The sequence below is a fragment of the Paenibacillus tyrphae genome (genome assembly GCF_000722545.1).
GTDB lineage: Bacteria > Bacillota > Bacilli > Paenibacillales > NBRC-103111 > Paenibacillus_G > Paenibacillus_G tyrfis.
Genome location: NZ_JNVM01000039.1, coordinates 29,924 through 53,328, shown reverse-complemented (window position 1 = coordinate 53,328; position 23,405 = coordinate 29,924). Strand labels below are relative to the sequence as shown.

Sequence of the window (23,405 nt, the reverse complement as noted above, 5' to 3'; positions counted from 1 at the left end):
TCAACCTCTCTTTGATTCAAAAAATTCGTCAGGAGGGACACCATTGAGCAAGGAAGAAGCAAAACGCGACGTCATGAGCCAACTGCTGCAGCTCGTTGCGCCAGGCACGCCGTTCCGGGAAGGGCTGGAGAACGTGCTCCGCGCCAAGACGGGCGGCTTAATCGTCGTCGGCTACAGCCCGGAAGTGATGGAGATTGTAGACGGCGGCTTTTCGATCAACTGCGATTTTTCCCCGAACTACTTATATGAGCTGGCCAAAATGGACGGCGCGATCATCCTCAGCGAGGATTTGAAGCGTATTCTGTATGCGAATACGCAGCTGATTCCGGACTCTTCGATTACATCTAGCGAAACAGGCATTCGGCACCGGACGGCGGAACGCGTCGCGAAGCAGACCTCCAAGCTCGTGGTGTCCATCTCGCAGCGGCGCAATGTCATTACTTTGTATCAAGGCAGCTTGCGCTATTCGCTGAAAGATATCGGCGTCATTTTGACGAAAGCGAATCAGGCGATTCAAACGCTGGAGAAATACAAGTCCGTATTGGATCAGGATATGACCAATCTGGGCGCTTCCGAATTTGAGGAGCTGGTTACTTTACACGATGTGACCGGTGTGATGCAACGTATTGAGATGGTTTTACGTATTAAAGCAGAGATCAAGCGTTACATTAACGAGCTCGGTAACGAAGGCCGGCTGATCAGCATGCAGTTGGAGGAATTGGTTGGCAACACCGAGAATGAGGCTTACCTGTTGATTAAGGATTACGTCAAAGAACTGTCTGAAGAGAAGGTAAAAGAAGTCCAAGCGACTCTCAAGAAGCATTCGACCGACGAGATGCTCGATCATTCGCACATTGCACGGGCGCTCGGCTATCCGCATACGCCTGGCAGCGCGGAGGAGACGCTCTCGCCAAGAGGCTATCGGGTACTGAACAAAATACCGCGTCTTCCCTCCGTCATTATACATAATTTGGTGGAACGGTTCGGTCAGCTCCCGCATCTGATGATGGCGACAATTGAAGAATTGGACGAAGTGGACGGCATCGGGGAAGTGCGCGCACGCACGATTAAAGAAGGGTTGAAACGAATCCAAGATCAGGTGCTCATTGACAGACATATTTAACTTGCTTACAATCAGAGGATAGCCAAATATTATTACGATATTAGGGTACAGTAAAACCAGAGGTGGACTAAAACAATGATAACAAAATCCCTTCCGAACTTGTTTACGATTGGGAACTTGTTCTTAGGTATTATTGCAATTATTTCCGTGTTTAATAGTAAGCCCGAACTTGCCGCGATCATGGTCATCGTTGCAATGCTTCTAGACGGCTTGGACGGACGCGTTGCCCGTGCGCTCAATGCGCAGAGCGAATTCGGCAAAGAGTTGGACTCGCTGTCCGATGTCATCTCGTTCGGCGTAGCGCCGGCGTTCATCATGTATGTGGTGGCTTTTACCGAGATGAATGCAGCGGCAGCGTGGATCGTCACAGCGATCTTCCCGATCTGCGGCGCGCTTCGTCTGGCCCGCTTCAATGTCGTTGCTGGGACACCGGGATATTTTATCGGCTTGCCGATTCCTGCAGCCGGCGGCGTATTGTGTACGCTCGCGCTGTTCCATAAAGAATTGAACACGATCGTACTCGTCTTGTCGACGCTTCTGCTGTCCTACTTGATGGTCAGCACCGTCAAATACCCGAACTTCAAAAAGGTTGGCATCCCGAAAGCCGCCATTTGGATTACGCCCGTTGTCGTCGTGGCTGCCGTTGTACTGGCTGTCATGTATCCGGGACTGTTGTCCAAGCTCATCTTCGTACCGCTGCTTCTTTATGCGCTGTACGGCTTAAAAAAAAACGTTGATCGGCTGTTCTTCTGGAAACGAAGAAAACGTCCGTCCATGGAAGAACCGGAGTCCAAAACAACGAGCCTCTAAAACCGCATAACTCCACAAGGCTATGAAAATGAAAAGCATTTGTTTTCCACAAGGAAAATGAATGCTTTTTTTCATTTTCTTCAACTGATACGATTAGGCTGGAGTAATTTGGATCATAATTGTAGAAGAAGGCAGAATTTGTTATTTTTATGGAGGTGAAAGTCTATGATGAAAAAATGGTTCCAGCTTCTGTTTGCTGTTATCGGCGGTGCGCTTGGAGTACGGTGGACTGATACGATAGGGAAACCATGTTTTGAATTCATAGCATCGGTTTTGGGACGGGAAGAAATTCAAGGACAGGCCCTCTGGATGCTGGGGGCCGGCGCGCTGCTCTTCTATTCGATCAGCTCTTGGGCATTAACGTATCTGCTGAAAGTGGTGCAGCGGGGAGAGGAACGCATTGCCAACGTACCGGTGACCGATCTGCTTGCGGGCTCGATCGGAATGGTCGTCGGATTGCTCTTTTCGTCGGTACTGCTCCATCCGTTCAGCCAGGCAGGTGTGTTCAGCCCTCTGCTGCATATGCTGCTGATCGCGGCATTTTCGTATGCGGGCTACCGGCTTGGCGCAGTGAAACAGGAGGAGTTGTTCACCGTGCTGGACGCACGCCGATCGGATCGCGGGAAAGGAGCATCCGGGGAGGCCAAAGGATTCGAGGAGCATAAAATTCTCGATACGAGCGTAATTATCGACGGGCGTATTGCGGATATTTGCAAAACCGGATTTATCGAGGGAACCCTCGTCATTCCCGAATTTGTGCTGGAGGAGCTGCAGCATATTGCCGATTCGTCGGACTTGCTCAAGCGCAACCGCGGCCGTCGGGGGCTAGACATTTTGAACAAAATCCAGAAGGAGCTTGATGTCAAAGTACTGATCTACGAAGGGGATTTCGAAGAAATTTCCGAGGTGGACAGCAAGCTTGTGCGTCTGGCCAAAGCTTTGCAGGGGAAAGTGATTACGAACGACTTCAATCTCAACAAAGTATGCGAGCTGCAGGGCGTATCGGTGTTGAACATCAACGATCTGGCCAATGCGGTGAAGCCGGTCGTACTGCCCGGAGAGGAAATTCTGGTGCAAGTCATCAAGGACGGCAAGGAGCATGGGCAGGGCGTCGCCTATTTGGATGACGGCACGATGATTGTCGTGGAAGGCGGCCGGGACTTTATCGGCATGACGCTCGATGTGCTGGTGACAAGTGTTCTTCAAACGTCAGCCGGTCGAATGATATTTGCTAAGCCGAAGCTATTGGAAAAAGCGCTCTAACACGGTATGATAAGAGAGATGCGCTTAGAATAAGGCAAACGGGTTTGCTTCATTCGGTGCCGAACCATAGTGGCAGGTGGACAAGTTGACGGATAAACTGGGGGTCGTGGTCGTAGCGGCGGGCAGAGGCTCGCGGATGCGAACGCAAGAAAGCAAGCAATACTTGCTGCTGGACGGCAAACCGATTCTGGTACATACGCTGGAGCTGTTCGATCGGCTCGAAGCCGTAAGCGACGTGGTGTTGGTTACGGGGGCGGACGATGTAGAGCGGTGCCAGGGCTATGTCGGGACTTACGGGCTAAGAAAGGTGAAGCGGGTCATTCCCGGGGGGAAGGAACGTCAAGACTCCGTGTACCAAGGGCTGTTGGCCTTGGACGGCAGCGTCCGTTGGGTGATGGTACACGACGGCGTCCGGCCGTTTGCCGCCCGGGAGCATATCGCAGCATGCCTGGATAAAGCGATAGAGACTGAAGCGGCTGTTCTAGCCGTACCCGTAAAGGATACGATTAAAATCGTGGACGGCGAAGGGTTGATCCAAGCGACCCCGGACCGGCGCAGCTTGTGGGCGATTCAGACCCCGCAGGCTTTTCGTTTTTCATTGCTGCGCGAAGCGCACGAGCGGGCACGGGAGGAAGGCTTCGTCGGGACGGACGACGCCATGCTGGTCGAGCGGCTTGGCGTCCGGGTCGCCGTAGTCGAAGCCGACTATTACAATATCAAAATCACGACGCCCGAGGACTTGCCTTGGGCCGAGTGGATCATTCGACATGTCAGGGGAGAGCGAGAGTCATGATACGAGTGGGGCAAGGGTTCGACGTGCATCAACTGGTGGAGGGACGCAAGTGCATTATCGGCGGCGTGGACATTCCTTTTGAAAAAGGGCTGCTCGGGCATTCCGATGCGGACGTGCTGCTGCACGCGCTAACCGACGCGATTCTTGGCGCACTGGGGCTTGGGGATATCGGGAAGCATTTTCCCGACACGGATGCCGCGTATAAGGATGCGGACAGCTATATGCTGCTTGTGCAGGTCTGGGAGAGTGCCAAGCAAGCGGGGTACCGTCTGGGCAATGCGGACTGTACAATCATCGCGCAGAAGCCGAAGATGGCGCCGCACATTCCCGCAATGATCGAGCGGATCGCAGCTGCGCTTGAAGCGGAGCCGTCGCAGATTAATGTGAAAGCGACGACGACAGAGCAGCTCGGCTTCACCGGGCGAGGCGAAGGTATTGCCGCACAGGCGGTTGTTTGTCTTGTGAAAGATGTGCTATCATAACAAATAATCTTTTTACGGATCAAAATGGCTTCCGGCGAGCGGTTGGCGCGGAAGTACGGGAGGAGAGGGCATTATGGCAGAGTTTCGCGTAAGATACGCGCCGAGTCCGACGGGGCATTTGCATATCGGCGGAGCACGGACGGCATTGTTCGATTATTTGATTGCCCGCAAGCAAGGCGGGAAATTCGTTGTCCGTTTCGAGGACACGGATCAGACGAGACATGTGGAATCGGGCGTCGACAGCCAGCTTAACGGTCTCAAATGGCTCGGCGTGGATTGGGACGAGAGCGTGGACATCGGCGGACCGTACGGGCCGTACCGGCAAACGGAGCGGCTGCACTTGTATCAGCCGTTTGTCGATCAGCTGCTGGAAAGCGGCGATGCGTACCGCTGCTATTGCTCAGAGGCGGATCTGGAGAAGGAGCGCGCAGAGCAGGAAGCGGCAGGACAGATGCCGATGTACTCCGGCAGATGCCGTCATTTGACGCCGGAGCAGGTCGAAGCGTTTGTGGCCGAGGGCCGCAAGCCGTCGATTCGTTTCCGCGTACCGGAGAACCGGGTAATCGCCTTCGAGGACCGCATCCGCGAGCATGTCGAATTTGAGAGCAACGGGATCGGCGACTTCATCATCGTACGTCCGGACGGGATTCCGACCTATAATTTTGCCGTTATTCTGGACGACCATCTGATGAAAATTTCATTGGTCATACGTGGCGAAGAGCATCTGACCAATACGCCGCGGCAAATTATGATGTACGAGGCGCTTGGGCTTCCTGTGCCGGAGTTTGCCCATTTGGCGCTCATCTTGAACCCGGACCGCAAGAAGATGAGCAAGCGGGACGAGTCCATCATCCAATTCATCAAGCAGTACAAAGAGCTCGGGTATTTACCGGAAGCGGTGATGAACTTTATCGCCCTGCTCGGCTGGTCGCCCAAAGGTGAGGAAGAAATTTTCACCAGAGAAGAGCTGATCGAGCAGTTCGATCTGGACCGGGTGTCCAAGAGCCCGGCCGTATTCGATATGGATAAGCTCAATTGGATGAATAACGTTTATATTAAAAAAGCGGATACGGCCCGGATTGCAAAGCTGGCGCTGCCTCATCTGCAAAAAGCCGGGAAGCTGCCGGAAACGCTCAGTCCCGAGCAGGAGCAGTGGGCTCACGAGCTCGTCGGGCTTTATCAGGAGCAGCTGCGTTACGCCGCCGAAATCGTGCCGTTGTCCGAGCTGTTCTTCCGTGAGGACGTCAGCTACGACGACGAGGCTAAAGCGATGCTGGCCGAAGAGCACGCGCCGGTCGTCCTTGGCAGCTTCTTGAAGCAGGTCAACGCCGCGACCGAGCTTACCGTGGATGCGCTGAAAGCGATGATCAAGGCGGTGCAGACAGAGACCGGCTATAAAGGAAAGCAGCTATTCATGACGATCCGTGTAGCCCTGACGGGACAAATGCACGGGCCTGACCTGAATATGGCGCTGCATTTGCTTGGAAAAGAAACGGTGGCCGGGCGTATCAAGAAGTTATTGTAATACCTATGAATTTCTTATATACTTAGAAAAAAATAAGATCAATTCTTCGATAACATACATCTACGGCGACGAACGGGAAAGTACGGAAAAGTGTTGGGATTCCCAGAGAGGACGATCGGTTCGGCAACGAACCGGCTGCGAGTCGTCCAATTCCCCTTTTGCGGAAGTGCACCCGGGAGCCGTAAAGACGATCTGACGCGAGCGCTCCGGTGCAGTGGCAGGGTAGTCTTTACCGTGACGTTCACGATACGAACGATAGAGACGGATAGACGTAGGGCCTTGCGCTGCCCTTGTACGTTTATCCAAGCAGAGTGGAACCGCGAAAGAAGACGCCTCTGCAGCCGAAACGGCTGTAGAAGGCGTTTTTTTGCGTGATTCGTAGACGAAGGCGTTGCACAGGAATGGGGGATGATACGTGTTTGCCAGAATGAAAGAAGACATCGAAACGATCTTTGAGAACGATCCGGCGGCGAGAAGCTGGTTTGAGGTCGTGTTCACCTATTCCGGCTTGCACGCCCTCTGGGCGCATCGCGTGGCGCACTGGTTTTATAAAAAAAGCTGGTTCACCGTCGCGCGCATCATTTCGCAAGCCAGCCGCTTTATGACAGGGATCGAAATTCATCCCGGCGCTGTGATCGGGAGACGTTTCTTTATCGACCATGGCATGGGCGTCGTCATTGGAGAAACGTGCGAGATCGGCGACGACGTGCTGCTCTATCACGGCGTAACGCTCGGGGGCACCGGCAAGGAACGGGGGAAGCGGCATCCGACCGTCGGCAACAATGTGGTCATCTCGGCCGGGGCGAAGGTGCTCGGGTCCTTCACGGTCGGGGATAACTCGCGGATCGGGTCGAACTCTGTCGTATTAAGCGAAGTTCCGGCCAACAGCACCGTCGTCGGAATCCCGGGCAAAATTGTCAAGCGGGACGGCGTGCGTGTCGGACGCTTGGAGCATGACAAGCTTTCGGACCCCGTTCTCGATATGATTCGCCAAATGCAGCAGCAAATCGACGAGCTGAAGGTTGAGGCCCATAAAGAAAAGACCAGAATTGGAGGAGCCGTAAAACATGAGTCTTAAGATTTATAATACGTTGACTCGGACAAAAGAAGAGTTCAAACCGCTGGAGCCGGGTAAGGTGAAAATGTACGTCTGCGGTCCCACCGTGTACGGCTATATTCACATCGGAAACGCGCGTCCGGCCATCTTTTTCGACGTCGTGCGACGTTATTTGGAATCGATCGGCTACGGAGTGACGTATGCCGCCAACTTTACGGATGTGGATGACAAGCTGATTAAAAAAGCGGCCGAAATGGGAGTCACCGTACCGGAGGTTGCCGACTTGTTCGTGCAAAAATATTACGAAGACACCAAAGGGCTCGGAGTGCGGGAAGCGACGCTTCATCCGCGCGTCACCCAGAACATGACCGAGATCATCGATTTCATCTCCGGACTGGTGGAGAAGGATTATGCCTACGAGGCCGGCGGGGACGTCTTCTTCCGGACGGCCAAATTTCCGGAGTACGGCAAGCTGTCGCACCAAAACTTGGAAGAGCTGCAATATGGCATTCGCGTGGATGTCGACGAGCGGAAGGAAAGCCCGCAAGATTTCGTGCTCTGGAAAGCGGCGAAGCCGGGCGAAATCAGTTGGTCGAGTCCGTGGGGTGAGGGACGCCCGGGCTGGCACATCGAATGCTCGGCGATGATCCGCAAATATTTGGGCGATTCCATCGACATTCACGGAGGCGGACTAGACCTGACCTTCCCGCACCATGAATGCGAAATTGCCCAATCCGAAGGCTTGACAGGACAGCGGATGGCGAACTACTGGATGCATAACGGGTTCGTGAACGTCAATGATGAGAAAATGTCGAAATCGCTCGGCAACGGAATCAATGTGCATGAGCTGCTGAAGACGATTCCGGGCGAGGTGATCCGGTACTTCATGCTGTCCGGTCATTACCGCAATCCGCTGAACTTCAGCGACGAAGCCGTGGAGCAGGCGCGAGGAAGCTTGGCTAGGATTGAGAACTGTCTGTCCGTGCTGAAGCACCGTCTCAAGACGGCGGAAGCGGGGGAAGTCGATGCCGAAATGGCGGCGGCGGTGCGAACCGCGCAGCAGCAGTTCGAAAGCAAGATGAACGACGATTTCAATACGCCGGACGCAATCACGGCGGTGTTCGAGCTTGTCAATGCGGCGAATCCTTACATCAACCGCGAGCAGGTGACGGCTCCCACCTTGGAGCTGCTGTTGAAGCAGTTTGAAGCGATGGATCAAGTGCTGGGTATACTAGCTCCTGAAGCCGAGGACCTGCTGGATGAAGAAATCGAACAATTGATCGTCGAGCGGACAGAAGCCCGCAAAGCGAAAAATTGGGCGCGTGCCGACGAAATCCGCGATCTGTTGACCGAGCGCGGCATCGTGCTTGAGGATACGGCCCAAGGCATTCGTTGGCGGCGGAGCTAGAGCGATGGAACGAGATGAACAGGCGCTGCCATATTTGCAAGCGAATTTGTTTTCTTTTCCGCCTTCACGCGAGCCGAGGCTGTTGAACCCCCTCGTGCTGGCCTATATGGGCGATGCCGTCTATGAGGTCTTTATCCGGCAATATGTCGTCTCGCAGACGAATCACAAGCCGAACCATCTTCACCGGCTATCTACCCGCTATGTCTCGGCCAAGGCACAGGCGAAGGCGCTGCGGCGCTGGCTGCCGATCCTGACCGAAGAGGAGACGGATATCGTCAAGCGGGGAAGAAACGCCAAATCGGGCACAACGGCCAAAAATGCCGATGTGCTCGAATACCGCCACAGCACGGCGTTCGAGTGCCTGATCGGCTACTTGTATTATACGCAGCGGTGGGAGAGGCTTCAGCAGCTGCTGATGCTCTCCTTGGAGCGGGACGAAACATCAACGACAACAGGAAAGGGGGACGCCTGACGTGGAAGAATTTATCGGAGGCAAGCATTCCGTACTCGAAGCGCTGCGTTCCGGGCGGACCATCAATAAGATTTGGATCGCCGAGCAGGCTCAAAAACAACTTACTCAACCCATCCTCGCGGAAGCGAAGCAGAACGGCGTCATCGTGCAATTTGCGGACAAGCGCAAGCTGGACCAAATGGCCGGCGGTGTGCAGCATCAAGGCGTCGTTGCCCAGGTAGCGGCATATGCCTATGCCGAAGTAGAGGACTTGCTGGCTTTTGCCGCGGAACGAAACGAAATGCCGTTCCTGCTCATTCTCGACGAAATCGAGGACCCGCATAACTTAGGGTCCATCCTGCGGACGGCGGACTGTACCGGTGTCCATGGGGTCATCATTCCGAAGCGGCGTTCCGTAGGGCTGACCGCAACGGTATCCAAGACCTCCGCTGGCGCGGTCGAATACGTGCCCGTGGCCCGCGTCACCAACCTCGCCCAGACGATCGAACAGCTTAAGGAGCAGGGCGTTTGGATCGCCGGAGCCGATGTGGGGGCGCAGCAGCCAGTCTATCAAACGAACTTGAATCTGCCTCTGGCTATCGTGATCGGCAATGAGAACAAAGGCATCGGGCGGCTCATTCGCGAAAAATGCGACTTTTTGTTGAAGCTGCCGATGTTCGGTCAAATCAACTCGCTTAACGCCTCGGTCGCGGCTTCGGTGTTCATGTATGAAGTCGTCCGGCAGCGAATGGCTTCGGAATAACGTCATGCTGCGGGGCGATGCGGCATGATTCAGGAGATCCTCATCGTAGACGGTTACAACATCATCGGATCATGGCCGGAATTGCAAAGGCTGAAGGAGATCCGGCTGGAGGAAGCACGCGACCGGCTGATCGAAACGATGGCCGAATACCAGTCGTTCTCCGGGATGAAGGTCATCGTGGTGTTTGACGCTTACTACGTTCCGGGGCTTGGCGGCAAATATTTGCAGAGCAAGCTCCCGGTTTATTACACCAAGGAAAAGGAAACGGCGGACGAGCTGATCGAAAGGCTCGTCACCGTCCATATCGGACGGCGCAAGCAGGTATACGTCGCGACTTCCGATATGACGGAGCAGCATGTAATTTTTGGCAAAGGGGCTTTCCGGATTCCGGCAAGCGAACTTTTGGTTAAGGTGAGGCAGATTCGCCAGGAAATCCGCCGGACGATCGACACCGAAGCATCGCCGAAGCGCAATTCGTTTGACAGCAGAATTAGCGGAGATATACGGGATCAGCTGGAGAAATGGCGCAGGGGGAATTAGGGGCTGTGAAAGGCGAGGCCTGTGAATCCAGCAACAATCTAGCTTTTTGTAGCGGGAATCCGGTTGACGGCATTAGATTACATAATGTATACTAGTCCTATCTTTCAAGCGTTGGGCCGGAGGGATTGTAGTGAGTGTCGACCTCAAAGAGTTGAGAATGTACGAATACGACCTCAAGGCAGACGAAGATGTGGTCGAAGCCGTCCGTGAAGGGGATAGCGACGCCTTGGAGTACTTGATCAACAAGTACAAGAACTTCGTTCGCGCCAAAGCGCGCTCTTATTTTTTAATCGGCGCTGATAGAGAGGATATCGTACAAGAGGGAATGATCGGCCTGTATAAATCGATCCGCGACTTCCGCGGCGATAAGCTAGCCTCCTTCAAAGCGTTTGCCGAGCTTTGCATCACCCGTCAAATCATTACGGCCATCAAAACCGCCACTCGCCAGAAGCATATCCCCCTAAATTCCTACGTTTCGTTGGACAAGCCCATCTATGATGAAGATTCCGACAGGACGCTGCTCGATGTCATTTGCGGCTCCCGCGTATCCGATCCCGAGGAATTGATCATTAATCAAGAGGAGTTCAGCGGGCTGGAAGATAAAATGGGAGAGATATTGAGCGACCTGGAACGCAGGGTGCTGATGCTGTATTTGGACGGACGGTCCTATCAGGAAATCGCCGTCGATTTGGACAGGCACGTAAAGTCGATTGACAATGCATTGCAGCGCGTAAAGCGCAAGCTGGAGAGGTATTTGGAAGTGCGTGACGCATAAAACATAGATAAGCGCCTTTATTGCTGCAATAGCAAGGTGCTTTTTTTGTTTTATAGATATAGAATTTATAAGTTATCAGCGGAGCTGATTGCATTCTATATGGCAACAAAAGCTTCCGCTAAAACACGAATGTATCTTCCTCGAAATGGCTTCGATAAGAAGCCTTTCTTATAGGTTTAGAGATTATTATAGAACGAATGTTCGCGCATGGCAAGGTGCCTTTTATAAAAAAATGATCAAGTTTTCGTTTAGGAACGAGCCGCCTGGTCAATAATGGATGAGACGGGACAGGCGCTATGTTAATCCTTTTTCCTTGACAGAAGATAGGCCATGTGCTAAAGTATATCGGGTAGCCTTAGACGAAAAGGCGTTTTTTTGCTGGTCGTGTAAGGTTGTAAATTTCGAGGCTGGTCCGTAGGAGGTGTACATCATGCGGGTGATCATCACGTTAGCGTGCACAAACTGCAAGCAAAGAAACTATACATCCACCAAAAATAAGCGCAACCATCCTGACCGCATGGAGCTCAAGAAATATTGCAAGTTTTGCAATGAACAAACTGCTCATCGCGAGACTCGCTAGTTTTTGGAGGTGTAGTTGTGTCCTTTTTGGCTAAAATGAAGCAGGGATTCGGCAACACATTTTCCTTTTTCGGCGATAGCTGGTCTGAGCTGAAAAAGGTGAAGTGGCCTACCCGTAAAGAGCTGATTAGCTATACGCTGGTCGTGTTGTTTACGGTTGCCTTCGTGACGGTGTACTTCTACGTTTTGGACTTAGGAATTTCTGAGCTGCTTCGCCTCGTGTTTAAATAAATTTAGGCTATAGGGTGGCGCTATGGAAATGGAAAAAAGATGGTACGTCGTACATACCTACTCTGGGTATGAAAACAAGGTAAAGGCCAATTTGGAGAAACGCGTCGAATCCATGGATATGAAGGACAAGATCTTTCGTGTGCTCGTTCCCATGGAGGAGGAGCTTGTGAATAAGGATGGCAAGAAAAAAACGGTTATGCGCAAGGTGTATCCGGGGTATGTTCTTGTGGAGATGATCCAAACGGACGACTCTTGGTACGTGGTGCGCAACACGCCCGGCGTTACCGGGTTCGTGGGTTCAACCGGTTCGGGATCGAAGCCAACGGCTTTGCTTCCGGAGGAAGTCGATTCTATTCTCAAGCATATGGGTATCGAAGAGCCGAAGCCGAAAATCGACTTCGAACTCAAAGAGACCGTGCGCGTGAAAGTCGGACCGTTCGCCAACTTCGTCGGTTCCGTGGAAGAAATTCTGCTCGACAAAAGTAAGCTGAAGGTCCATGTCAACATGTTCGGCAGAGAAACGCCGCTTGAGCTCGACTACCACCAGGTGGAGAAGCTGTAGCGTGAAACACTGCCATACCACGGGCGAGGAGGTGTCACACAATGGCAAAAAAGGTTATTAAAGTTGTGAAACTGCAGGTTCCTGCAGGGAAAGCGAATCCGGCTCCGCCGATCGGTCCGGCTCTCGGTCAAGCAGGCGTTAACATCATGGCATTCTGCAAAGAGTTCAACGCTCGTACTGCCGATCAAGCAGGTCTTATCATTCCGGTTGAGATCTCCGTATTCGAAGACCGTTCTTTCACGTTCATCACGAAAACGCCGCCGGCTGCCGTATTGCTGCGCGTAGCTGCAGGGATCGAAAAAGGATCCGGCGAACCGAACAAGAAGAAGGTTGCAGCTGTAAAACGTGCGAAAGTGCGTGAAATCGCCGAGCAAAAAATGCCTGACCTGAACGCTGCATCCGTTGAGGCTGCTATGCGCATGGTCGAAGGTACGGCTCGCAGCATGGGCGTAGTCATCGAAGACTAATCGCTTGCTGCATTCAGTGGGAGGATATTCCGCTAATACCACATAGGAGGACATAAAAGTGGCTAAACACGGTAAGAAATACCTTGAAGTTGCTAAGCAAATCGATGCTGAGACGTTCTATGAGCCGCTCGAAGCCATCGAACTCGTTAAGAAAACGGCACGCGCTAAATTCGACGAAACCGTTGAAGTAGCTGTGCGTCTGGGCGTAGACCCTAGAAAACAAGACCAAGCCGTTCGCGGTGTGGTTGTACTGCCTCACGGCACAGGTAAAACGAAACGCGTTCTTGTATTTGCCAAAGGCGACAAAGCCAAAGAAGCGGAAGCGGCAGGCGCCGATTTCGTAGGCGATCAAGACATGATCAACAAAATTCAGCAAGGCTGGTTCGACTTCGATGTCTGCGTAGCTACGCCGGACATGATGAGCGAAGTGGGTAAACTCGGCCGTATCTTGGGTGGTAAAGGTTTGATGCCGAACCCGAAAGCGGGCACAGTTACGTTCGACGTAGCGAAAGCCGTTCAGGAGATTAAGGCAGGTAAAATCGAATACCGTCTGGATAAAGCCGGACAAATCCATGCGCCGATCGGTAAAGTATCCTTCGACGCTGAGAAGCTTGCTGAGAACTTCAAAGCTTTGATCGATGCGCTCAACAGAGCAAAACCGGCTGCAGCCAAAGGGGTATACCTGAAAAACATCGCGGTATCCTCGACAATGGGGCCAAGCGCTCGCGTCAATGCAACAGCCCTGAGATAAGGTAAAGCTTGGTAGTTGACTTTTGGAGTCATCCATGCTAACCTGTTTTAGGTTGACAAACGAATATGCTTACCGTAGACAGTAGGTGCTCGTTCGAGCTTAATTTCCTGCCGAGGTGTTGTGATATAAATTCGATATTCTGTACGGAATATATGAATCGTCATGCCTTCGCCGTGTCTGCGAAGGCATTTTCGCTTTTAGCGGGAATGTCGGCGGAGAGTAGCGGCGAGGAAAGGGAACGACCTCGAGAACGTGTTTACGAAGTAAGTTTTCGGACGCTTAAGAAGCAGTTTTCTCACGAGAGCTGATGCTTACGAAATAGTTTTCTTACGAAAACTTGTAGGAGGTGCAAAATGGCAAACGTAAAAATTATCGAGCAAAAAGCTCAGCAGGTTACGGTAGTATCTGAAAAGCTGAAAGAGAACTCTTGCTCCATCGTGGCCGACTACCGCGGTTTGAACGTGAAGCAAGTAACCGAGCTTCGCAAACAACTGCGTGAAGCGGGCGTAGAATTCCAAGTGTTGAAAAACACGCTGATTCGACGCGCAACGGCTAGTGCGGAATTGTCTGATCTGGATGAGTACTTGACCGGTCCTACCGCGATTGCATTCAGCAAAGACGACATTATAACTCCGGCCAAAATCTTGACCGAGTTCGCCAAGAAAAACGACCAACTCAGCGTAAAAGCGGGTGTCGTTGAAGGTAAAGTGGTTGATTTCGACCAAATCAAAGCACTGGCGGAACTGCCTTCCAGAGAAGGTCTTCTGTCCATGTTGCTCAGTGTGCTTCAAGCTCCGGTTCGCAACTTCGCCCTTGCGGTTAAAGCTGTGTCCGAGAAGCAAGAAGGCGGCGCGCAAGCGTAATTGTGCCGTTTGAAATGATTACAAAACATTCTTAATTGAAGATAATGGAGGTTTAACCATGAGCAAAGAGCAAATCTTGGAAGCCATTAAAGGCATGACTGTTTTGGAACTGAACGATCTGGTTAAAGCAATCGAAGAAGAGTTCGGCGTAACAGCAGCAGCTCCGGTAGCTGTTGTAGCAGGCGGCGCTGCGGCAGAAGCTGCAGAGCAAACGGAATTCGACGTAATTCTGACCAGCGCTGGCGCGTCCAAAATCAACGTAATCAAAGTTGTTCGCGAAATCACGGGTCTCGGCCTGAAAGAAGCAAAAGATCTCGTAGACAACGCACCGAAGCCGCTTAAAGAGAAAGTATCCAAAGAAGAAGCTGATTCCGTTAAAGCAAAATTGGAAGAAGCAGGCGCTTCCGTAGAAGTGAAGTAATTCGAGCTACAACACCCCTTGCAGAGGCGATCCTCTTCAAGGGGTTTTCCTTTTCAATCCCGAACCAGGAGGCGGTGGATACGTGTCCGAGCATTACTATACCCCGAGACCCAGCGTAGAGCACGATTTGCATACCATCGAGGAAACGCTGCGCGGCCGCAGCTTTGTTTTTTGGACGGATGCTGGGGTCTTCTCCAAAAAGGGGGTCGATTACGGATCGAAGCTGCTTGTGCAGACTATGGAATTGGCGAAGCAAGCCAGAGTGCTGGATGTGGGCTGCGGGTACGGCCCGATTGGATTGGCGGCCGCAGTGTTGGCGGAGCAAGGAAGCGTTACGATGGTGGATATTAACGAGCGTGCCATTGAGCTCGCGAAACGAAACGCCGAACGCAACCGGATCGCAAACGTCCGGATCTTGCAAAGCGACTTGCTGGCAGAGGTGATGGACCAGACTTTTGATGCGGTGCTGACCAATCCGCCCATTCGCGCCGGCAAAGAGACGGTACACCGCGTGTTTGAGCAGGCCCACCATGTATTGGTTCCCGGCGGGACACTCTGGGTAGTCATCCAGAAAAAGCAGGGTGCTCCTTCCGCTTACGCCAAGCTCGAGTCTCTATACTCCCAAGTAGAAGAAGCTGAGCGCGATAAGGGCTATTGGATTATCAAGGCTGTGAAGTGATATTTTGGAGAGGCTCTTCTTTTGGCAAGGAAGAAGATTCTGTTCAATACGGATTACTTGCTTTTCTACTTGAAGGTTTTGATAACTTCCGTGACTAGGCCAGCGTTAGCGGAGGAATATATCGGTCGGCGGCGAGTTTTTTGTCCCATTCCTTTCAATGTGATATGTAGTTTAGAAGGAATGGGACAAAACGTGTCTGAGCTTAAGCTGACCGATATATTCCGCAGCAGGAAATATGTTGACTTGACTTTTGTTTTGTGATATTATTATAAAATGTCAGCATTAAGATAGGGTGAAATCTCTTTAGTCGACTAAAATGTCAAGATTTTTTTATACAGGTATGAATAAAATTTTTCCATTTGACGTATAATGTTAAAATTTTAGGTAAACCATACAAGGTATAAGGAAAATTATGGCAAGTCGAAGGGCGGACACACATATTACTATTGTATTTAGTCATTTAGAAGCTTCTTGAAGAAGTGACACTTCGCGCAGTTATTTACTCGAGAAGGCTTCCCAAAGAGGCTTTTATTTTGTTCTATTGAGTAGACATGAGGGGTGAATCTAAGTTGGCGGGACATCTTGTTCGATTAGGTAGACGTAAACGCAGGTCATACGCTCGGATTCATGAGGTTTTGGAGGTTCCGAACCTGATTGAAATCCAACAAAAATCATATCAATGGTTTTTGGATGAGGGATTGCGTGAAATGTTTCAAGATATTTCCCCGATCCAAGACTTTACGGGGAATTTGGTGTTGGAATTTATCGACTACAGCTTGGGAGAGCCGAAGTATTCGGTCGATGAATCCAAGGAACGCGACGTCACCTTTGCTGCACCGCTTCGTGTGAAAGTACGCTTGATCAATAAAGAAACCGGCGAGGTTAAAGAGCAGGAAGTGTTTATGGGCGACTTCCCTTTGATGACCGAGACGGGTACCTTTATTATCAACGGCGCTGAACGGGTTATCGTCAGCCAGCTGGTTCGTTCCCCTAGCGTTTATTTTAGCACGAAAGTCGATAAGAACGGAAAGAAAACATATACCGCAACCGTTATTCCGAACCGCGGAGCCTGGCTGGAGCTGGAGACGGACGCCAAGGACATTATCTACGTGCGGATCGACCGTACGCGGAAAATTCCGGTCACGGTGCTGCTCCGTGCTCTTGGTTTCGGTACCGATGCGGAAATCATAGATTTACTCGGCGATAACGAGTATATCCGCAATACGCTGGACAAGGACAATACCGATTCGACGGACAAGGCCTTGATCGAGATCTATGAGCGCCTGCGTCCGGGCGAGCCGCCTACGCTGGATAACGCGAGAAGCTTGCTTGTTGCGCGCTTTTTCGATCCGAAACGGTACGATCTGGCGAACGTCGGCCGGTACAAAATCAACAAGAAGCTGCACATCAAAAACCGTCTGTTCAATCAGCGGCTGGCAGAGACGCTTGTCGATACGAATACCGGAGAAATCGTTGCCGAAGCCGGCCAATTGCTCGACCGCCGTCTGCTCGACACGATCATTCCTTATCTGGAAGAAAGCGTCGGCTTCACGGAATACAATGTAGTTAATGGTGTAACCGAGTCGGATAAAATTCCGCTGCAGTGCGTCAGCGTATATTCTCCGCTTGAGGATGGGAAGGTCGTCAAGGTTATTGCCAACGGCAAGATCGATAAAACGGTCAAAAACATTACCCCGGCCGATATTATCTCATCCATTAACTATTTCATTAACCTGCTGCACGGTATCGGCAGCACGGACGACATCGACCACTTGGGGAACCGTCGTCTGCGCTCCGTCGGCGAGCTTCTGCAGAACCAGTTCCGGATCGGGTTGTCCCGGATGGAGCGCGTTGTGCGCGAGCGGATGTCGATTCAAGACGTGAACACCATCACGCCGCAGCAGCTGATCAATATTCGTCCGGTCATTGCGTCCATCAAAGAATTTTTCGGAAGCTCCCAGCTTTCGCAGTTCATGGACCAAACGAACCCGCTTGCCGAGCTTACGCACAAACGTCGTTTGTCCGCATTGGGACCCGGCGGTTTGACACGGGAGCGTGCAGGTTTCGAAGTCCGGGACGTTCACCACTCTCACTATGGACGGATGTGTCCGATTGAGACGCCGGAGGGACCGAACATCGGGTTGATCAACTCCCTTTCGACCTTTGCGCGTGTGAATGAATTCGGCTTTATCGAAGCGCCTTATCGTCGCGTCGACCCGCACACGGACGTTGTGACGGATGAAATCTCCTACCTGACGGCCGATGAAGAGGATAATTACGTGGTCGCTCAGGCGAACGCCGAACTGACCGAAGACGGCAAGTTTGCGAACGACTCCGTCATCGTGCGTTACAAAGACGACATTTTGACGCTTCCGAAAGAGCGAGTCGACTACATGGACGTCTCCCCGAAACAGGTTGTGTCCGTGGCGACCGCTTTGATTCCGTTCCTTGAAAATGACGACTCCAACCGCGCCCTGATGGGTTCGAACATGCAGCGTCAGGCGGTACCGCTTCTTATTCCGAAGTCGCCGCTTGTCGGTACGGGGATGGAGCATAAATCGGCCAAAGATTCCGGCGTATGTATCGTTTCCAAAGTGAACGGCGTCGTCGAACGGGTTTCGGCTAACGAAATCTGGGTACGCCGCCAAGAGATGGTGGACGGCCGCTTGGTCAACGGAGACATTATCAAGCATAAGCTGCACAAGTTTTTGCGCTCCAACCAAGGAACTTGCATCAATCAGCGTCCGATTTGCCATAAGGGCGAACAGGTTCGCGTCGGTGACATTTTGGCCGACGGTCCTTCGACCGAGCAGGGCGAGCTTGCACTTGGCCGCAACGTCGTCGTTGCCTTCATGACTTGGGAAGGGTACAACTACGAGGATGCGATTCTGCTTAGCGAAAAATTAGTGAAGGAAGACGTTTATACTTCCATTCACATTGAAGAATACGAATCCGAAGCGCGCGACACGAAACTCGGACCGGAAGAAATTACCCGTGATATTCCGAACGTGGGCGAAGATGCGCTGAAGAACTTGGACGAACGCGGTATTATCCGCGTCGGTGCGGAGATCGCCGCCGGCGATATTCTGGTCGGGAAAGTAACGCCTAAAGGGGTAACCGAGCTGACTGCGGAAGAGCGTCTTCTGCATGCGATCTTCGGTGAGAAAGCCCGCGAAGTCCGCGATACTTCGCTTCGCGTGCCTCACGGTACGGACGGAATCGTAGTCGACGTGAAGGTGTTCACCCGCGAGAATGGCGACGAGCTTCCTCCGGGCGTCAATCAATTGGTACGCGTCTATATCGCTCAAAAACGGAAAATTTCCGAAGGCGACAAAATGGCGGGACGCCATGGTAACAAAGGGGTTATCGCACGCATTTTGCCGGAAGAGGACATGCCGTTCATGCCGGACGGGACGCCGGTTGAAGTCGTACTGAACCCGTTGGGGGTTCCTTCCCGGATGAACATCGGACAGGTGTTGGAAGTTCACTTGGGGATGGCCGCGAAATATCTCGGCATTCACACGGCTACGCCTGTATTCGATGGTGCTCGTGAATACGACGTTTTCGATACAATGGAAGAAGCCGGAATGCAGCGCAACGGTAAAACGATGCTGTATGACGGCCGGACCGGAGAAGCATTTGAACGTGAAGTTACCGTTGGCGTCATGTACATGATTAAGCTGGCGCACATGGTTGACGATAAAATCCATGCCCGTTCTACAGGACCATACTCACTCGTTACGCAGCAGCCGCTCGGTGGTAAAGCGCAGTTCGGCGGTCAGCGCTTCGGGGAGATGGAGGTTTGGGCGCTTGAGGCGTACGGCGCAGCTTATACGCTGCAGGAAATCTTGACGGTCAAGTCCGACGATGTCGTCGGCCGCGTGAAGACGTACGAATCGATCGTCAAGGGCGAGAACGTTCCGGAGCCGGGCGTTCCAGAATCCTTCAAAGTATTGATCAAAGAGCTTCAAAGCTTGGGTATGGATGTGAAGATCTTGTCCGAGAACGAAGAAGAGATCGAAATGAAGGAAATGGACGACGAGGATGAGGTGACCAGCGACAAGCTGAACCTGAATCTCGAAGGCGCGGAGCTTGGTGTAGAGTAAGGCTGTGATGGAATGCTTTACGGACGTAACTCATGGGCATATGCCCGCACACAGATTTTGCTGCACAAAACATGGAGGAGGGTTGCTCCTTGATCGACGTCAATAATTTTGAGTACATGAAAATCGGATTGGCTTCCCCCGACAAGATACGTTCGTGGTCCAGAGGCGAAGTAAAGAAGCCGGAAACGATCAACTACCGAACGTTGAAGCCGGAAAAGGAAGGCTTGTTCTGCGAGAAAATCTTCGGGCCGACCAAAGACTGGGAATGTCACTGCGGTAAATATAAACGCGTCCGTTACAAAGGCGTCGTCTGTGACCGATGCGGCGTAGAGGTTACTCGCCAAAAAGTGCGCCGCGAACGTATGGGCCATATCGAACTGGCTGCGCCGGTTTCGCATATTTGGTACTTCAAAGGCATTCCGAGCCGCATGGGGCTTGCGCTTGACATGTCTCCCCGTTCGCTGGAGGAGATTATCTATTTCGCATCCTATGTCGTAACGGATCCGGGAGACACGCCGCTGGAGAAAAAACAGCTGCTCTCCGAGAAGGAATACCGCAGCTATCGCGAAAAGTACGGCTATGCGTTCCAAGCCGGCATGGGCGCCGAAGCGGTGAAGAAGCTTCTTCAGGACATCGACATCGAGAAAGAAGTCGATATGCTGAAGGAAGAGCTGAAAACCGCACAGGGCCAACGCCGCAACCGCGCAATCAAGCGGTTGGAAGTCATGGAAGCTTTCCGTAACTCAAAAAATATGCCGGAGTGGATGGTGCTGGACGTGCTGCCGGTCATTCCTCCGGAGCTCCGTCCGATGGTACAGCTGGACGGCGGTCGTTTCGCGACCTCCGACTTGAACGACTTGTACCGCCGGGTAATTAACCGGAACAACCGTCTGAAAAGACTGCTCGACTTGGGTGCTCCCGACATTATCGTGCAGAACGAGAAACGGATGCTGCAGGAAGCCGTTGACGCCTTGATCGACAACGGCCGCCGCGGCCGTCCTGTAACGGGTCCAGGTAACCGTCCGCTCAAATCGCTCAGCCATATGCTGAAAGGGAAACAAGGCCGTTTCCGTCAAAACCTGCTCGGTAAGCGGGTTGACTATTCCGGCCGTTCCGTTATCGTCGTAGGACCGAGCCTGAAGATGTACCAATGCGGGCTCCCGAAAGAAATGGCGCTTGAGCTGTTTAAGCCTTTCGTCATGAAGGAGCTTGTCAACAAAGGTCTTGCGCACAACATCAAGAGTGCGAAGCGCAAAGTAGAACGCGTCAGCCCGGAAGTATGGGACGTGCTCGAAGAAGTCATCAAGGAGCATCCGGTCCTGCTTAACCGCGCCCCCACGCTTCACCGTCTTGGGATTCAGGCGTTCGAGCCGATCCTGGTCGAAGGGCGCGCAATCAAGCTGCATCCGCTCGTATGTACGGCTTATAACGCCGACTTCGACGGCGACCAGATGGCCGTTCACGTGCCGCTGTCCGCAGAAGCGCAAGCGGAAGCTCGCGTCCTGATGCTGGCTTCGGGGAACATTTTGAACCCGAAAGACGGCAAGCCTGTCGTTACACCTTCGCAGGATATGGTTCTCGGAAGCTTCTACTTGACGACCGATAACAAGCAGGCTAAAGGCTCGATGACGATTCTTCGTACCGTTGCCGAAGCTGTGTCCTTGTATCATCGCGGAGACGCTTCGCTTCATGCCCGCGTGGCCATTCCGACCAAAGCACTCGGGAAGACGAGCTTTACGCCGGAACAGCAAGAAGCGGTGCTCATTACAACGATCGGAAAAATCATCTTTAATGAGATTTATCCCGTTGACTTCCCGTTCATTAACGAAGCCACAAAAGCGAATTTGTTGAACGGTGCGTCGGATGATTATTTCGTATTTGAAAAAGGCGGAGACATCCGCAAAGCGATGGAAGAGCTGCCGGAGACGAAAGCCGTAGGTAAAGACTACCTGGGTACAATCATCGCCGAATGCTTCCGCCGTTACCATACGACGCAAACATCGATTACGCTGGATAACATTAAGCAGCTTGGCTTTACCTACTCCACGCGGGCAGGGATCACGATCGCGGTGGCGGACGTTACCGTTCCACAGGAGAAGGATGAAATTCTTCAAGAGTCCGACGAGAAAGTCAAGGTCGTGACAAACCAATACCGTCGTGGTCTGATTACAGACGACGAGCGGTATGAACGCGTCATTGCGATCTGGAGTAAGGCGAAGGATGAAATTACCGACATTTTGATGAAGTCGCTCGACAAGTACAATTCCATCAACATGATGGTCGAGTCCAAGGCACGCGGTAACAAATCGCAGATCACCCAGCTTGGCGGGATGCGCGGTTTGATGGCGACGCCAACAGGCCGGATTTATGAATTGCCGATCAAATCGAACTTCCGCGAAGGGCTGACGGTTTTGGAGTACTTTATCTCCACGCACGGCGCGCGGAAAGGTTTGGCCGATACGGCGCTTCGTACCGCCGACTCCGGTTACTTGACCCGTCGTCTTGTCGACGTGGCGCAGGACGTCATCGTACGCGACGAGGATTGCGGTACGGACAAAGGCTTCTTGGTCAGTCGCATTCAAGACGGTAAAGAGGTTATCGAAGATCTGTACGATCGGATCGAAGGCCGATATTCCTTTGAAACGATCCGCGATCCGCAGACCGGTGAAGTTATTGTTTCCCGCAACGATCTCATTGAAGCTGGGAAAGCCGACCGGATTATTGAAGCCGGCATTGAAAAAATACAAATTCGTTCCGTACTTAGCTGCCGCTCCAGACACGGCGTATGTAAAAAATGTTACGGACGCAACTTGGCAACAGGCCAACACGTCGAGATCGGTGAAGCCGTAGGTATTATCGCGGCGCAATCCATCGGGGAGCCGGGAACGCAGCTGACGATGCGTACGTTCCATACCGGGGGCGTTGCGGGCGACGATATTACCCAAGGTTTGCCGCGGATTCAGGAGCTTTTCGAAGCGCGGAATCCGAAAGGGCAAGCGACGATTTCGGAGATCGACGGCGTGGTAAAAGAAATTCGCGAAGCCAAAGACCGCCGGGAGATCGAGGTTCAAGGCGAAGCGGAATCCAAGGTGTACTCCATCTCTTACGGTTCCCGTATCCGGGTCTCCGTCAACCAGAACGTAGAGGCTGGCGACGAGCTGACCGAGGGTTCGATCGACCCGAAAGAAATGCTGCGCATCAAAGGGATCCGTGGCGTGCAGAACTATATTTTGCAAGAGGTTCAGCGCGTATACCGGAACCAAGGGGTAGAAATCAACGACAAGCACGTTGAGGTTATGATCCGCCAGATGCTGCGTAAAATCCGTATCGTCGATGCGGGCAATACGACGCTGCTTCCGGGCTCGTTCGTGGATATCCACGAATACGAGGAAGCGAACAAAGTGGCTCTCTTCGCGGGCGAAGAGCCTGCAGTTGCGAAGCCGGTGCTCCTCGGGATCACCAAAGCATCGCTGGAGACCGATTCCTTCCTGTCTGCGGCATCGTTCCAAGAAACCACCCGGGTTCTTACCGATGCGGCGATCAAAGGCAAGGTCGACCAACTGCTCGGTTTGAAAGAAAATGTCATCATCGGGAAGCTGATTCCGGCCGGTACGGGGATGTCGAGATACCGCAACATCCGTATCACCGATCCGAACGCCGTTCCGCTGGATGAAGAAATGACCGAGGCGGAAGTCGTAACGGTAGAATAGAGCATGTCATAGACTTGCCTTTAAAATTTGGATTGAAAAATCTTGT

Annotated in this window: 22 protein-coding genes and 1 other annotated feature; all 22 genes read left to right on the top strand. The window is 52.5% G+C overall.

Going from position 1 to position 23,405, the window contains the following annotated elements; all coding sequences use genetic code 11:
• The first annotated feature begins 43 nt into the window (after window positions 1–43).
• The 22 genes from disA to rpoC all read left to right on the top strand — a co-directional run bounded on the left by disA (window position 44) and on the right by rpoC (window position 23,359).
• A complete protein-coding gene (disA, locus tag ET33_RS31315) occupies window positions 44–1,123 on the top strand; it encodes a DNA integrity scanning diadenylate cyclase DisA (RefSeq protein WP_258959319.1) in 1,080 nt (359 codons plus the stop codon).
• A 75-nt stretch (window positions 1,124–1,198) separates the two neighbouring features.
• The gene (gene pssA, locus ET33_RS31310) at window positions 1,199–1,933 is read left to right on the top strand and encodes a CDP-diacylglycerol--serine O-phosphatidyltransferase (RefSeq protein ID WP_036691478.1); all 735 of its coding nucleotides are present in this window, start codon (window positions 1,199–1,201) and stop codon (window positions 1,931–1,933) included.
• A gap of 165 nt (window positions 1,934–2,098) precedes the next feature.
• Entirely contained in the window at window positions 2,099–3,196 is a 1,098-nt protein-coding gene (locus ET33_RS31305; protein WP_036691473.1) for a PIN/TRAM domain-containing protein, read from the top strand.
• 85 nt (window positions 3,197–3,281) lie between these two features.
• The gene (gene ispD, locus ET33_RS31300) at window positions 3,282–3,989 is read left to right on the top strand and encodes a 2-C-methyl-D-erythritol 4-phosphate cytidylyltransferase (RefSeq protein ID WP_036691470.1); all 708 of its coding nucleotides are present in this window, start codon (window positions 3,282–3,284) and stop codon (window positions 3,987–3,989) included.
• Window positions 3,986–4,471, top strand: coding sequence for a 2-C-methyl-D-erythritol 2,4-cyclodiphosphate synthase (gene ispF / locus ET33_RS31295; RefSeq protein ID WP_036691468.1), 486 nt, complete (start codon window positions 3,986–3,988; stop codon window positions 4,469–4,471). The genes ispD and ispF overlap by 4 nt, the downstream gene beginning before the upstream one ends.
• A gap of 73 nt (window positions 4,472–4,544) precedes the next feature.
• Entirely contained in the window at window positions 4,545–5,996 is a 1,452-nt protein-coding gene (gene gltX, locus ET33_RS31290; RefSeq protein WP_036691464.1) for a glutamate--tRNA ligase, read from the top strand.
• A 427-nt stretch (window positions 5,997–6,423) separates the two neighbouring features.
• The gene (cysE, locus tag ET33_RS31285) at window positions 6,424–7,074 is read left to right on the top strand and encodes a serine O-acetyltransferase (protein WP_036691510.1); all 651 of its coding nucleotides are present in this window, start codon (window positions 6,424–6,426) and stop codon (window positions 7,072–7,074) included.
• Entirely contained in the window at window positions 7,064–8,461 is a 1,398-nt protein-coding gene (gene cysS, locus ET33_RS31280) for a cysteine--tRNA ligase (RefSeq protein ID WP_036691461.1), read from the top strand. The genes cysE and cysS overlap by 11 nt, the downstream gene beginning before the upstream one ends.
• A 4-nt stretch (window positions 8,462–8,465) precedes the next feature.
• The gene (locus ET33_RS31275) at window positions 8,466–8,933 is read left to right on the top strand and encodes a Mini-ribonuclease 3 (protein ID WP_036691458.1); all 468 of its coding nucleotides are present in this window, start codon (window positions 8,466–8,468) and stop codon (window positions 8,931–8,933) included.
• A 1-nt stretch (window position 8,934) separates the two neighbouring features.
• Window positions 8,935–9,675: a 23S rRNA (guanosine(2251)-2'-O)-methyltransferase RlmB gene (rlmB, locus tag ET33_RS31270; RefSeq protein WP_036691455.1), complete on the top strand. Its 741-nt coding sequence runs from the start codon at window positions 8,935–8,937 to the stop codon at window positions 9,673–9,675.
• A 24-nt stretch (window positions 9,676–9,699) separates the two neighbouring features.
• The gene (locus ET33_RS31265; protein WP_036691451.1) at window positions 9,700–10,215 is read left to right on the top strand and encodes an NYN domain-containing protein; all 516 of its coding nucleotides are present in this window, start codon (window positions 9,700–9,702) and stop codon (window positions 10,213–10,215) included.
• Window positions 10,216–10,345: 130 nt separating this feature from the next.
• Window positions 10,346–10,990, top strand: coding sequence for an RNA polymerase sporulation sigma factor SigH (gene sigH / locus ET33_RS31260; RefSeq protein ID WP_025851016.1), 645 nt, complete (start codon window positions 10,346–10,348; stop codon window positions 10,988–10,990).
• A 430-nt stretch (window positions 10,991–11,420) separates the two neighbouring features.
• Window positions 11,421–11,570 carry a 50S ribosomal protein L33 gene (gene rpmG, locus ET33_RS31255; protein WP_025851018.1) on the top strand — a complete coding sequence of 50 codons (150 nt, stop codon included), beginning with the start codon at window positions 11,421–11,423 and terminating at the stop codon, window positions 11,568–11,570.
• Window positions 11,571–11,587: 17 nt separating this feature from the next.
• A complete protein-coding gene (secE, locus tag ET33_RS31250; protein WP_010498901.1) occupies window positions 11,588–11,800 on the top strand; it encodes a preprotein translocase subunit SecE in 213 nt (70 codons plus the stop codon).
• Window positions 11,801–11,828: 28 nt separating this feature from the next.
• A complete protein-coding gene (gene nusG / locus ET33_RS31245; protein WP_010498900.1) occupies window positions 11,829–12,362 on the top strand; it encodes a transcription termination/antitermination protein NusG in 534 nt (177 codons plus the stop codon).
• A 41-nt stretch (window positions 12,363–12,403) separates the two neighbouring features.
• Window positions 12,404–12,829, top strand: coding sequence for a 50S ribosomal protein L11 (rplK, locus tag ET33_RS31240; RefSeq protein ID WP_036691446.1), 426 nt, complete (start codon window positions 12,404–12,406; stop codon window positions 12,827–12,829).
• Window positions 12,830–12,887: 58 nt separating this feature from the next.
• Entirely contained in the window at window positions 12,888–13,580 is a 693-nt protein-coding gene (gene rplA, locus ET33_RS31235) for a 50S ribosomal protein L1 (protein WP_010498897.1), read from the top strand.
• 54 nt (window positions 13,581–13,634) lie between these two features.
• Window positions 13,635–13,782, top strand: a sequence feature (ribosomal protein L10 leader region).
• Window positions 13,783–13,933: 151 nt separating this feature from the next.
• Entirely contained in the window at window positions 13,934–14,443 is a 510-nt protein-coding gene (gene rplJ, locus ET33_RS31230) for a 50S ribosomal protein L10 (protein ID WP_036691441.1), read from the top strand.
• 58 nt (window positions 14,444–14,501) lie between these two features.
• On the top strand, window positions 14,502–14,864 hold the full coding sequence (gene rplL, locus ET33_RS31225) for a 50S ribosomal protein L7/L12 (protein ID WP_036691439.1): 363 nt from the start codon (window positions 14,502–14,504) through the stop codon (window positions 14,862–14,864).
• A gap of 82 nt (window positions 14,865–14,946) precedes the next feature.
• On the top strand, window positions 14,947–15,543 hold the full coding sequence (locus ET33_RS31220) for a class I SAM-dependent methyltransferase (protein ID WP_036691437.1): 597 nt from the start codon (window positions 14,947–14,949) through the stop codon (window positions 15,541–15,543).
• A gap of 551 nt (window positions 15,544–16,094) precedes the next feature.
• Window positions 16,095–19,649, top strand: coding sequence for a DNA-directed RNA polymerase subunit beta (gene rpoB / locus ET33_RS31210; protein WP_036691431.1), 3,555 nt, complete (start codon window positions 16,095–16,097; stop codon window positions 19,647–19,649).
• 89 nt (window positions 19,650–19,738) lie between these two features.
• Window positions 19,739–23,359: a DNA-directed RNA polymerase subunit beta' gene (rpoC, locus tag ET33_RS31205; protein ID WP_036691428.1), complete on the top strand. Its 3,621-nt coding sequence runs from the start codon at window positions 19,739–19,741 to the stop codon at window positions 23,357–23,359.
• Window positions 23,360–23,405 lie beyond the last annotated feature (46 nt).